Below are 12,610 nucleotides of genomic sequence, written 5' to 3'. Positions count from 1 at the left end.
CTGCATTTTTCCGAGGCAGAAGGGTTAGTGTGGGCCGATGGCAAAGAAAGTGACTGTCACGCTCGTCGACGATTTCGACGGTGAAGGTGCGGCGGATGAGACGGTCGAATTTGCTCTCGACGGGGTGAACTACGAGATCGACCTCACCACCAAGAACGCCACCAAGCTCCGGAATGATTTGAAGAAATGGGTCGAGGCCGGCCGTCGTGTCGGTGGTCGCCGCCGCGGCCGCGCCAGCACCGGCGCGACAGGACGGGGCCGCGCGTCCATCGACCGTGAGCAGAGCGCCGCGATCCGGGAATGGGCGCGCCGCAACGGCCACAATGTCTCCAGCCGGGGCCGTATCCCGGCGGAGATCATCGACGCGTTCCACGCCGCCACCTGAGCCCGCGGGCAACAGAATTCAGGATTGCCCGCAGTTTCTCTGTTCGCTTTCGGCGTAGCCCGGTCGGCCCGATCCGGGAAACGTTTCGTCGCCGCAGCGCGTTGGCCTTTTCGCAGCGCTGAGTGGCCTTGCGAGCTAGGGGATACCGCAGGGCACGCATGGTCGCCGCCCATTAGAGTGGACGGTAGGCGCACAGCGTCGCGACACGCGAAGTGACGTGGCAGGAGCTGCGCTACGAGGGAGAGCAGGTAACACCGATGTTCGAGAGATTCACCGACCGGGCCCGCCGGGTCGTCGTCCTGGCTCAAGAAGAAGCCCGGATGCTCAACCACAACTACATCGGCACCGAGCACATCCTGCTTGGCCTCATCCATGAGGGCGAGGGCGTAGCTGCCAAGTCGCTGGAATCGCTGGGCATCTCGCTCGAGGGTGTGCGTAGCCAGGTCGAGGAGATCATCGGCCAGGGCCAGCAGGCGCCGTCGGGCCACATTCCGTTCACGCCGCGCGCCAAGAAGGTGCTCGAGCTGTCGCTGCGTGAGGCGCTGCAGCTCGGCCACAACTACATCGGCACCGAGCACATCCTGCTCGGCCTGATCCGCGAGGGCGAGGGCGTCGCCGCCCAGGTGCTCGTGAAGCTGGGTGCGGAGCTGACCCGCGTGCGTCAGCAGGTCATCCAGCTGCTGTCGGGCTACCAGGGCAAGGAGACCGCCGAGGCCGGTACCGGTGGCCGCGGTGGCGAGACGGGCAACCCGTCGACGTCGCTCGTGCTGGACCAGTTCGGTCGCAACCTGACCGCCGCCGCCGCCGAGGGCAAGCTCGATCCGGTCATCGGCCGTGAGAAGGAAATCGAGCGGGTCATGCAGGTGCTGAGCCGCCGCACCAAGAACAACCCGGTGCTGATCGGTGAGCCCGGTGTCGGTAAGACCGCCGTCGTCGAGGGCCTGGCGCAGGCCATCGTGCACGGCGAGGTCCCCGAGACCCTGAAGGACAAGCAGCTCTACACGCTGGACCTGGGTTCGCTGGTCGCCGGCAGCCGTTACCGCGGTGACTTCGAAGAGCGCCTGAAGAAGGTGCTCAAGGAGATCAACACCCGCGGCGACATCATCCTGTTCATCGACGAGCTGCACACGCTCGTGGGTGCGGGTGCCGCCGAGGGCGCCATCGACGCCGCCAGCATCCTGAAGCCGAAGCTGGCCCGTGGCGAGCTGCAGACCATCGGTGCGACGACGCTCGACGAGTACCGCAAGTACATCGAGAAGGACGCCGCCCTCGAGCGCCGGTTCCAGCCGGTGCAGGTGGGTGAGCCGACCGTCGAGCACACCATCGAGATCCTCAAGGGTCTGCGGGACCGCTACGAGGCGCACCACCGCGTCTCCATCACCGACGGTGCGCTGGTCGCGGCCGCGACGCTGGCCGACCGCTACATCAACGACCGGTTCCTGCCGGACAAGGCCATCGACCTGATCGACGAGGCCGGTGCCCGCATGCGCATCCGCCGGATGACCGCTCCGCCAGACCTGCGCGAGTTCGACGAGAAGATCGCCGATGCGCGCCGGGAGAAGGAATCGGCCATCGACGCGCAGGACTTCGAGAAGGCAGCCCGGCTGCGCGACTCGGAGAAGACGCTGGTCGCCCAGCGCGCCGAGCGCGAGAAGCAGTGGCGTTCGGGTGACCTCGACGTGGTCGCCGAGGTCGACGACGAGCAGATCGCCGAGGTCCTGGGCAACTGGACCGGCATCCCGGTCTTCAAGCTGACCGAGGCCGAGACCACCCGTCTGCTGCGCATGGAAGATGAGCTGCACAAGCGGATCATCGGCCAGGTCGACGCCGTCAAGGCGGTCTCGAAGGCCATCCGGCGTACCCGCGCCGGCCTGAAGGACCCGAAGCGTCCGTCGGGCTCGTTCATCTTCGCCGGCCCGTCCGGCGTCGGTAAGACCGAGCTGTCGAAGGCGCTGGCCGAGTTCCTGTTCGGCGACGACGACGCGCTCATCCAGATCGACATGGGTGAGTTCCACGACCGCTTCACCGCGTCGCGGCTGTTCGGTGCCCCTCCGGGCTACGTCGGCTACGAAGAGGGCGGCCAGCTCACCGAGAAGGTGCGCCGCAAGCCGTTCAGTGTGGTGCTGTTCGACGAGATCGAGAAGGCCCACCAGGAGATCTACAACAGCCTCCTGCAGGTTCTCGAGGACGGCCGCCTGACCGACGGTCAGGGTCGCACTGTCGACTTCAAGAACACCGTGCTGATCTTCACCTCGAACCTCGGTACGAGCGACATCAGCAAGGCGGTTGGCCTCGGCTTCACCCAGGGTGGCGGCGAGAACAACTACGAGCGGATGAAGCTCAAGGTGCACGACGAGCTGAAGAAGCACTTCCGCCCGGAGTTCCTGAACCGTATCGACGACATCATCGTGTTCCACCAGCTGACGCAGGACGAGATCATCCAGATGGTCGACCTGATGATCGGCCGGGTGTCCAAGCAGCTCAAGGCCAAGGACATGGAGATGGAGCTGACCGACAAGGCCAAGGCACTGCTGGCCAAGCGCGGCTTCGATCCGGTCCTGGGTGCCCGCCCGCTGCGTCGGACCATCCAGCGCGAGATCGAGGACCAGCTCTCCGAGAAGATTCTCTTCGAGGAGGTCGGCCCCGGTCAGCTGGTCACCGTGGACGTCGACAACTGGGACGGCGCGAGCAACAACACCGAGGATGCGGTGTTCACGTTCGCCGGCCGTCGCAAGGAATCGGCCGACCTGGCCGAGGCCGCTGCGACTGCCTCGGAGTAGTCAGCCAACGTGAAAAGCCCCCGATTCGTCGGGGGCTTTTCCGTTTGGTCAGCCGACGAGTTTCCCGTGCTCTTCGAACAGCGGGCGGTACTTCGCATCGCAGTTCTTGAGCGCCCAGTCGTTGAGCGCCTTCATGTTGTCGAGCATCGCGTCCATCTTGTTGGGATCGGCGAGGTCTTCGAGGTAGCGATGCGGTTCGGCGGGCGCCGCGGCGATGAGTTCGCCCTGCGTAACGGGCGCGTCCTTGAGCAGGTCGTCGACGATCTGGCTCTGGTTTGCCGCACCGCTGCCGAATGCCGAGTTCATGTCGCGCAGCTTGCGGGCGACCAGCTTCGCGTCGAGTGTGCAGAAGTCGCCGGCGCCGCTGTTGCCGGCCGCGGCGGTCGCTCCGGCCGTGCCCGCGCTCGAGTTCGAACTGTGGCCGGCGGTGCCACATCCGGCCACCGCGAGCGTGGCGGCGGTGGCGACTGTGCAGACCAATCTGGCCGTGGTGGCGAACAACATCGCAGTGCCTTTCCGTCGCTGTGCAGGGGGTCGAGATCGACGCTAAGCGCCCGGCGGTGCCACGGATATAAGGGAAGTCCCTACGGATCTGCGCGGACGGGAAACGGTTCGGTGTATCTTGATCCCGTTACGACGGTGCATGGAAGCCGGTGAGAATCCGGCACGGTTGCGCCACTGTGAGCCCTCTGCGGCGAGTCAGATCTTTCGCCGTCGTGCAGAACCGAACAATGTAGGGGCGCGTGACCCCGTAGGAGGTTTGACCATGACGAGTATTGCGGTTTCCAAGCCGGGCGTATCGACCAAGGCGCTTTCGGCCACTCGAGTGGCAGTGCTGCTGGGCGTGACGATCTTCCTGGCCATGCTGGCGTACTACCTCGTCGGCATCGACGAGGGCATGATGTCGATGTTCGGCAAGACCGTCGTGGTCCACGAGTGGGTGCACGACTCGCGGCACTTCCTCGGCTTCCCCTGCCACTGACGCAAGGGACTTTCATGGAAATCCGCGTCATCGGGCGCGGAGCCCTCGCCGGTCTGATCGCCGGCATTCTGGGGTTCCTGTTTGCCTGGATTTTTGCTGAACCCACCATCGACAAGGCCATCGACTACGAATCCGGCCGCATGAACGTGCTCTCGACCGTCCACACGGCCATGGGCCATCCGGTCGAGCCGGACGGGCCCGAGCTGTTCAGCCGGTCCATCCAGTCGGGTATCGGTGCGGCCACCGGCATCATCGCGTTCTCTGTGGCGATGGGTGCGCTGGTGGCTGTCGCGTATCTGGTACTGCACGGCCGGTTCCAGGTCCGGCCCAAGGTGCTGGGCTGGACCACCGCCGGTTTCGGCTTCCTGGGTGTGTACCTGTTGCCGTTCGTGAAATACCCGTCGAACCCGCCCGCTGTCGGCCATGAATTCACCATGGAGGCCCGCGGTTTCCTGTACCTGGGAATGGTGTGGGGGTCGCTGGCCCTGCTGGGCCTCGCGGTGTTCGCCGCGCGCAAGCTGTCTGCGAAGGTCGGCTGGGCGCGTGCCGTCGGAATCTCGGTGCTCGGCTTCTTCGTGCTGTACGGCGGTCTGCTGGCGGCGCTGCCGTCGCTGGGTGATCTGGCCGCCAATGTCGAGCACGCGGGCGAGTTCGGCTTCGCGCGCGCCGCCACCGAGACGCCGCAGCCGATCACCAACACCTTCGATACGCCGGTCACCGTCGACGGCAAGGTCTACGCCCCCGGGCAGTTGATCTACCCCGGATTCGACGCCGACCTGCTGTGGAAGTTCCGGTGGTACTCGCTGATCGACCAGGCGTTGATCTGGACGGTCATCGGGCTGGTGTTCGGCGGGCTCGTCGAGCGCTACCTCGGTGGCGCCAGGAAGGCCGCACCGGCACAGGACGTGGCAGCCGCGCTCTGACGATTGCGGTTGCCGCGCACTACAGTTCGAGGCATACCGACACAGAAAGGCGGCAGCATGCTGGTTGTCACGACGAATGACCTGCCCGGGTGGGAGATTCAGCGGGTCTGCGGTGAGGTGTTCGGCCTCACCGTCCGGTCCCGGAACGCCTTCGCGCAGATGGGCGCCGGGTTCAAGGCGATGTTCGGCGGCGAGCTGCAGGGCATGACCAAGAACCTCGCCGAGAGCCGCAACGAAGCCATGGGCCGGCTGCTCCAGGAATGTCACGCCCGCGGCGGCAATGCCATCATCGGGATGCGGTTCGACACCACCGAGATCGGTGACGTGTGGACCGAGATCTGCGCGTACGGCACTGCGGTACAAGCGGTTCCGGTCACCGACGCCGCCCGCTACACCGCACAGCAGTTGGGTTACGGCGGCGGTCCGGGCCCGGCACAGGGCCCGACAGGGTAATCTCCACGGCGCAGCTGGTTTGCCAATGACGCTTCGGTGTCTGCGGCGTCGAATGGCGGGGAACCGCCATGAGAGGGAACCCGGTGAGAATCCGGGACTGTCCCGCAGCGGTATGCAGGAACGACCGCCGTCATCCGCACTGGTCCGCATCGGACTGGGAAGCGACGGCCACTAGGTGCACCCGAAGGGTGCGTGCCTGCGAGTCCGAAGACCTGCCAGCTGTGCCGGATGCGCCGCGTCCGGCGGTGCATCGCCTCGTGGAATGGGCTGATCGCCGAGGGCGGTTTGTGCTGTCCTCGATGAATGTCCTTGGGCGGTGCGCACTTCCGTCGCATTTGAAGGACGTCAGTTGTCAACACCATTCACCGCAACCATTCTCGGCGCGCCCCGCATCGGTCCGAACCGTGAACTCAAGCGGGCCGTCGAACGCTATTGGGCGGGCCGGATCGACCGGGCCGCGCTCGAGGAAATCGCCGCGGGCCTGCGCCGCGAGACCATCGCCGCGTTGTCGGCCGCCGGACTGGATTCCATTCCGGTCAATACGTTTTCCTACTACGACCAGATGCTCGACACCGCGGTACTGCTCGGCGCCCTGCCGAGTCGCGCGGGCGGCATTGCCGATGATCTCGATCGCTATTTCGCGGCGGCTCGCGGGACGGCGGACATCGCACCGCTCGAGATGACGAAGTGGTTCGACACCAATTACCACTACCTGGTCCCGGAGATCGGCCCCGACACCACGTTCACACTGCATCCGGACAAGGTGCTGGCAGAGCTCAAAGAGGCTCAGGCGCAGGGTATTCCGGCCCGGCCGGTGATCGTCGGGCCGATCACGTTCCTGGCGCTGAGCAAGGCCGTCGACGGCGCCGAGGCGCCCATCGGGCGCCTCGACGAGCTGGTGCCGCTGTATGCCGAACTGCTGGGCCGACTCGCCGCAGCCGGTGCCGAGTGGGTGCAGATCGACGAACCCGTCCTGGTCACCGACATCCTGGACGGCACTGCCAACGCCGCCGAATTGGCCGAGCACGTCTACGCGGTGCTGGCCGGCGCCGCAGAACGTCCGGCGATCCTGGTCGCGACCTACTTCGGCGAACCGGGGAACGTGCTGCCGGCGCTGGCCCGTACCCAGATCGACGGTATCGCAGTCGATTTCGTTGCCGGGGGTGACCAACCGACAGTCGGCATCCCGGGCCTCGCGGACAAGCTGTTGGTGGCCGGCGTCGTCGACGGCCGCAACGTCTGGCGCACAGACCTGGAGGCCGCACTGGTCCGGCTGGAGTCAGTGCAGGAGTCGGCACGTTCGGTGGCTGTGTCCACGTCGTGCTCGACGCTGCACGTCCCGTACTCGCTCGAGCGCGAGGACGGTCTCGACGACGCGCTCCGCGGCTGGCTGGCGTTCGGTGCCGAGAAAGTCGACGAGGTCGCGACGCTGGCGACGGCGCTGCGCACTGGCCGGGGCTCGGTGGCCGCGCAGCTCGAGGCATCGAACCGGACGGTCGCGTCACGCAGGCACGACCCGCGACTGCACAACGCCGCCGTCCGAGCCCGGCTCGACACGGTCCTGTCCGGTGGCATCAGCCGCGGGCCGGCCGCCGAACGGCGTACGGCACAAGATGCCCGCCTGCACCTGCCGGCACTGCCGACCACCACGATCGGTTCGTTCCCGCAGACCGTCGAGATCCGCAAGGCCCGGGCGGCGTTCGTCGCCGGCGAGATCGACGAGGCCGATTACATCGGCCGGATGAAATCCGAAGTCGAGACGGTGATCCGGTTGCAGGAGGAACTCGGCCTCGATGTGCTGGTGCACGGCGAGCCCGAGCGCAACGACATGGTGCAGTACTTCGCCGAGCAGCTCGACGGCTTCTTGACCACCAAGAACGGCTGGGTGCAGTCGTACGGCAGCCGCTGCGTGCGCCCGCCGGTCCTCTTCGGCGACGTCACCAGGCGGCAGCCGATGACGGTCGAGTGGGCGACCTACGCGCAGACATTGACCGACAAGCCCGTCAAGGGCATGCTCACCGGCCCGGTGACGATCCTGGCCTGGTCGTTCGTTCGCGACGATCAGCCGCTGGCGGACTCGGCCAACCAGGTGGCGCTGGCCATCCGGGACGAGACCGTCGATCTGCAGTCCGCCGGCATCGCGATCATCCAGGTCGACGAGCCGGCGTTGCGAGAGCTGCTGCCGCTGCGCAATGCCGACAAGGCGGCCTACCTGCAGTGGGCGGTCGACGCGTTCCGACTCTCGACGTCGGGCGTCAGCGACGCCACGCAGATTCACACGCACCTGTGCTATTCGGAGTTCGGTGAGGTGATCGGCGCCATTGCCGATCTCGATGCCGACGTGACGTCGATCGAGGCGGCACGCTCACACATGGAGGTCCTCGACGACCTCAACGGCATCGGGTTCTCGAACAGCGTCGGCCCCGGTGTGTACGACATTCACTCGCCCCGGGTTCCCACCACCGGCGAGATGGCGACATCGCTGCGCCGTGCGCTGGATGCCGTTCCGGCAGAACGGCTCTGGGTGAACCCGGACTGCGGGCTGAAGACCCGCAAGACCGACGAGGTGACCGAGTCGCTGCGGCGCATGGTGCAGGCGGCACTGTTGGTTCGCGCCGGATAGCTCGCCGATGACTGCGCTCCGGAACCTGAGCCAGGTTCCGGAGCGCAGTTCTTCTCGGGGTCACGCCGCGGTGCGTCACCTGAAATAAAACCGGCTGCCCGAGCCTTGACCTTGCTGGGCCAGTGCCCGGAAACCGATTGGAGACGAATCGATGTCGCGAGTAGTGCAGTTCGCCGAATACGGCACACCTGAGGTTTTGCGAGTGGTCGATGTCGAGCCGCCGGCTCCCGGACCCACCCAGGTGCGAATCGCCGTACGTGCCGCGGGCGTCAATCCGATCGACTGGAAGATCCTCGGCGGATACATGCGCGAACTGATGCCGCTCGAGCTGCCCGCCGGTGTGGGGTCCGACGTGGCCGGCGTCGTCGACGCCGTTGGGTCCGAGGTGACCGAGTGGGCGGTTGGCGACGAGGTTCTGGGCCGGTCGACGACAGGTTCGTTCGCGGATCTTGCGCTGGCGGAAGCTGCCGAGCTCGTCCGTAAGCCTGAGGGCGTCAGCTGGGAAGTGGCGGGCTCGCTGGCAGGCGCGGGCGGTACTGCGTATACGGTGCTCAAGAAGCTGGGCGTGAAGGCGGGTGACACCCTGCTCGTCCACGCGGCGGCAGGCGGCGTCGGTACCTTCGCCGTCCAACTTGCAAAGGCTCAGGGTGTCAACGTCATTGGCACGGCGGGTGAATCCAACCACGAATACCTGCGTTCGCTCGGCGCGACGCCGGTCACCTACGGCGATGGTCTGCTCGACAGGGTCCGGGCCGCCGCGCCCGACGGAGTCGACGCCGTTCTCGACGCCTCCGGTCGCGGCGAGATTCCGTTGTCCATCGAACTCACCGGCGATCCGGCCCGCGTGCTCACGCTGGTCGCCTTCGACAAGGCCGACACCGGCATCCAGGTGCACGCCGGTGGGTCCGGAAGCGAACTGGGCGCCGCCCTTCGCGAACTCGCGACGCTTGTCGGGCAGGGACGCCTCGCGGTCTCGATCAGCGAGACGTACCCGCTGACCGAAGTCGGTGCCGCGCTCTCGGCGAGCACGACGGGCCATGTGCACGGCAAGCTCGTCGTCGTGCCGTGAACACGACGACGGTCAGCTGACCACCACCAGCAGGTCATTGCCTTCGACACTGGCCGTGGGCGCCACCGCGAGCCGCGTGACGGTACCGGCTCTCGGCGACGTGATGGCTGCCTCCATCTTCATCGCCTCGATGGTGGCGACCGTTTGGCCGGCGCTCACCCGCTCGCCAACGGTCACCCCGATCGTCACGACGCCGGCGAACGGCGCCGCAACGTGGTCCGGGTTGCCGCGGTCCGCTTTCTCCACCGCGCGGACTGCGCTGTCGATCGACCTGTCCCGCACCAGGATCGGGCGTAGCTGACCGTTCAACAGGCACAGCACCGTCCGCATGCCGCGGTCATCGGGCTCGGAGATGGCCTCGAGACCGATGAGCAGCTCGACGCCCTTCTCCAACTCGACGCGGTGCTCTTCGCCGCGGCGCAGCCCGTAGAAGAACTGGTTGGCGCTCAGGCGGGAGGTGTCGCCGAATTGTTCTCGATGCGTGCGGAATTCGCGGGTCGGACCGGGGAAGAGTAGCCGATTCAGGGCCGCTCGGCGGGTAAGACCGGGTTCCGCCAGTTCGGCGTAGTCCTCGACGGTGAGGGTTGCCGTCGGCCTGGTGTCGGACCTTCCGCGAAGGGCCTTGCTGCGCAAGGGTTCCGGCCAGCCGCCGGGCGGGTCGCCGAGCTCGCCGCGGAGGAAGCCGATCACCGAATCCGGGATGTCGCAGCGGTGCGGGTCGGCGGCGAACTCCCCGGCGCTCATCCCGGCGCCGACGAGCGCCAGCGCAAGATCACCTACCACCTTGCTCGACGGCGTCACCTTCACCAGCCTGCCGAGAGCGTGATCTGCTCCGGCATAGGCGTTTTCGATGTCCTCGAACCGGCCGCCCAGCCCGAGGGCGGCGGCCTGGGTACGCAGATTGCTGAGCTGCCCGCCCGGGATCTCGTGGGTGTACACGCGGCCGGTCGGTGCGGGCAGGCCCGCCTCGAACGGCGCGTAGACGCGGCGCAACGCCTCCCAATACGGTTCCAGCTCACAGACGTTTGCTAACGACAGACCGGTGTCGTGCGCGGTGTGCGCGGCTGCCGCAACGATCGACGACAGCGCAGGCTGGCTGGTGGTGCCGGCCAGCGGTGCCGCCGCCCCGTCGACTGCAGAGGCACCGGCCTGCCAGGCCGCGACGTACGTGGCCAGCTGTCCACCCGGGGTGTCGTGGGTGTGGACGTGTACAGGCAGGTCGAAACGGGATCGCAACGCCGACACGAGTTTTGCCGCCGCGGGTGGTCGCAGCAGACCGGCCATGTCCTTGATTGCCAGCACGTGGGCACCGGCATCGACGATCTGCTCGGCCAGCTTTAGCCAGTAGTCGAGCGTGTACAGCGTCTCCGCGGGGTCGGAGAGGTTGCCGGTGTAGGACATCGCGACTTCGGCCACCGCGGAACCGGTTTCGCGCACTGCATCGATCGCCGGCCGCATCGACTCCACGTTGTTCAGCGCGTCGAAGATCCGGAAGATGTCGATGCCGGTGGCGGTGGCCTCCTGTACGAACGCCGACGTGACCGATGTCGGATAGGGTGTGTAACCCACGGTGTTCCGGCCGCGCAACAGCATCTGGAGGCAGATGTTGGGCATCGCCTCCCGCAGCGCGGCCAGCCGCTCCCACGGGTCCTCTTTCAGGAACCGAAGCGCCACGTCGTAGGTCGCGCCGCCCCAGCACTCGACCGACAGCAGCTGCGGCGTCATGCGCGCCACGTACGGGGCCACCTTGACCAGGCCCGAGGTACGCACTCGAGTTGCGAGTAGCGACTGATGGGCGTCGCGGAACGTGGTGTCGGTGACCCACAGCCGCGGCGACTCCAGCAGGGCGGCCGCAAAGCGCTCTGGGCCGAGCTCGGTCAGCAGCTGCTTGCTGCCCGCCGGTGCCGGACCGTCGAGATCGATCTTCGGCAGCTTGTCACGTGGATACACAGCCGATGGACGACCGCCATGCGGTTGGTTCACCGTGACATCCGCGAGGTAGTTGAGGATGCGCGTGCCGCGGTCCCCTGGAGTGTGGGCCGTCAGCAGTTGCGCACGCTCGTCGATGAACGATGTCGACACCTTGCCTGCGGCGAAGTCCGGATCATCGAGAACCGCTTGCAGGAAGGGGATGTTCGTCGACACCCCGCGGATGCGGAACTCCGCGAGGGCGCGTCGGGCCCTCCTGACCGCCGTCGCGAAGTCGTGGCCGCGGCAGGTGAGTTTGACCAGCATCGAGTCGAAGTGGGCGCTGATCTCCGCACCGACGTTGGTGCCGCCGTCCAACCGGACGCCGGCACCGCCGGGAGAACGGTAGGCGGTGATCCGGCCGGTGTCGGGACGGAAACCGTTGGCGGGATCTTCGGTGGTGATGCGGCACTGCATGGCGGCGCCACGGATTCTGACACGATCCTGGCTCAGCCCGAGCTCGGCCAACGACCGGCCGGCCGCGATCCGCAACTGGGCGGTGACCAGGTCGACGTCGGTGATCTCCTCGGTCACCGTGTGCTCGACCTGAATGCGCGGATTGCATTCGATGAACACATGGTGCCCGCGCTCGTCGAGCAGGAACTCGACGGTTCCGGCGCAGAAGTAACCGATCTGGCGCGCGAATGTCACCGCATCAGAACAGATCCGGTTCCGCAGTTCGTCGGTGAGGTTCGGGGCGGGGGCCAGCTCGACCACCTTCTGGTGCCGGCGTTGCACACTGCAGTCCCGTTCGAAGAGATGGATCACCTCGCCGGTTCCGTCGGCCAGTATCTGCACCTCGATGTGGCGGGGGTTGAGGACCGCCTGCTCGAGGTAGACGTTCGGGTCACCGAAAGCAGACTCCGCTTCGCGCGACGCCGCCGCGATGGCCTCGGCCAGCGCGGCCGGCTCGGTCACCCGCCGCATGCCACGTCCGCCACCACCCGAGACGGCCTTGACGAACAGGGGAAACTCCATACCGGCTGCGGCCGTGAGCAATTCGCTGACTGACGCAGACGGAGCCGACGATGCGAGCGCCGGTAGGCCGGCGGTTCGGGCCGCGGCGATGGCGCTGGCCTTGTTACCGGTCAACTCCAGGACGCCGGCACTCGGGCCGACGAACGTGATGCCGGCCGCGGCGCACGCTGCCGCGAGTTGGGGGTTCTCCGAGAGGAATCCGTATCCCGGGTACACCGCGTCGGCGCCGGACAGCTGGGCCACCCGGATGATGTCGGGCACCGACAGATAAGCCCGAACGGGATGGCCAGGCTCGCCGATCTGGTAGGACTCGTCGGCCTTCAATCGGTGTGGGGAGTTCCGGTCCTCGTGGGCGTATACCGCCACCGTCGCGATACCCAGCTCATAGGCCGCCCGGAAGGCCCGGATCGCGATCTCACCCCGGTTGGCGACGAGGACTTTGGTGATGG

Annotated in this window: 9 protein-coding genes and 2 riboswitches; of the genes, 7 read left to right on the top strand and 2 right to left on the bottom strand. The window is 66.9% G+C overall.

Annotation, left to right across the window (positions count from 1 at the left end; genetic code table 11):
- Positions 1–37 precede the first annotated feature (37 nt).
- Entirely contained in the window at positions 38–385 is a 348-nt protein-coding gene (gene lsr2, locus ACJH7A_RS06830) for a histone-like nucleoid-structuring protein Lsr2 (RefSeq protein WP_020100914.1), read from the top strand.
- A 257-nt stretch (positions 386–642) separates the two neighbouring features.
- On the top strand, positions 643–3,165 hold the full coding sequence (clpC1, locus tag ACJH7A_RS06825) for an ATP-dependent protease ATP-binding subunit ClpC (RefSeq protein WP_135356465.1): 2,523 nt from the start codon (positions 643–645) through the stop codon (positions 3,163–3,165).
- A 48-nt stretch (positions 3,166–3,213) separates the two neighbouring features.
- Here the strand turns inward: clpC1 and ACJH7A_RS06820 are convergent, their stop codons facing one another.
- Positions 3,214–3,669, bottom strand: a complete 456-nt coding sequence (locus tag ACJH7A_RS06820) for a hypothetical protein (protein WP_133426367.1) — start codon at positions 3,667–3,669, stop codon at positions 3,214–3,216.
- A gap of 129 nt (positions 3,670–3,798) precedes the next feature.
- Positions 3,799–3,883: riboswitch (adenosylcobalamin (AdoCbl) riboswitch) on the top strand.
- Between the two features lie 48 nt (positions 3,884–3,931).
- Here ACJH7A_RS06820 and ACJH7A_RS06815 point away from each other — a divergent pair.
- From ACJH7A_RS06815 to ACJH7A_RS06795, 5 genes are all read left to right on the top strand, one after another.
- Positions 3,932–4,147 (top strand): CbtB-domain containing protein, encoded by a 216-nt coding sequence (locus ACJH7A_RS06815; protein ID WP_020100912.1) that lies wholly within the window; start codon positions 3,932–3,934, stop codon positions 4,145–4,147.
- Between the two features lie 14 nt (positions 4,148–4,161).
- A complete protein-coding gene (locus ACJH7A_RS06810; protein ID WP_212807286.1) occupies positions 4,162–5,070 on the top strand; it encodes a CbtA family protein in 909 nt (302 codons plus the stop codon).
- A 57-nt stretch (positions 5,071–5,127) separates the two neighbouring features.
- On the top strand, positions 5,128–5,523 hold the full coding sequence (locus ACJH7A_RS06805) for a YbjQ family protein (RefSeq protein WP_133426369.1): 396 nt from the start codon (positions 5,128–5,130) through the stop codon (positions 5,521–5,523).
- A gap of 23 nt (positions 5,524–5,546) precedes the next feature.
- Positions 5,547–5,758: riboswitch (cobalamin riboswitch) on the top strand.
- Between the two features lie 114 nt (positions 5,759–5,872).
- Positions 5,873–8,146, top strand: coding sequence for a 5-methyltetrahydropteroyltriglutamate--homocysteine S-methyltransferase (gene metE, locus ACJH7A_RS06800; RefSeq protein WP_406801634.1), 2,274 nt, complete (start codon positions 5,873–5,875; stop codon positions 8,144–8,146).
- Positions 8,147–8,297: 151 nt separating this feature from the next.
- Positions 8,298–9,215 carry an NADP-dependent oxidoreductase gene (locus tag ACJH7A_RS06795; protein WP_406801633.1) on the top strand — a complete coding sequence of 306 codons (918 nt, stop codon included), beginning with the start codon at positions 8,298–8,300 and terminating at the stop codon, positions 9,213–9,215.
- A gap of 12 nt (positions 9,216–9,227) precedes the next feature.
- Here the strand turns inward: ACJH7A_RS06795 and ACJH7A_RS06790 are convergent, their stop codons facing one another.
- Positions 9,228–12,608 carry a pyruvate carboxylase gene (locus ACJH7A_RS06790; RefSeq protein ID WP_346415106.1) on the bottom strand — a complete coding sequence of 1,127 codons (3,381 nt, stop codon included), beginning with the start codon at positions 12,606–12,608 and terminating at the stop codon, positions 9,228–9,230.
- Positions 12,609–12,610 lie beyond the last annotated feature (2 nt).

Origin of the sequence: Mycobacterium sp. SMC-17 (genome assembly GCF_045310915.1) — a bacterium.
Classification (GTDB): Bacteria; Actinomycetota; Actinomycetes; order Mycobacteriales; family Mycobacteriaceae; genus Mycobacterium.
This window is presented reverse-complemented; position numbering and strand designations above follow the sequence as displayed.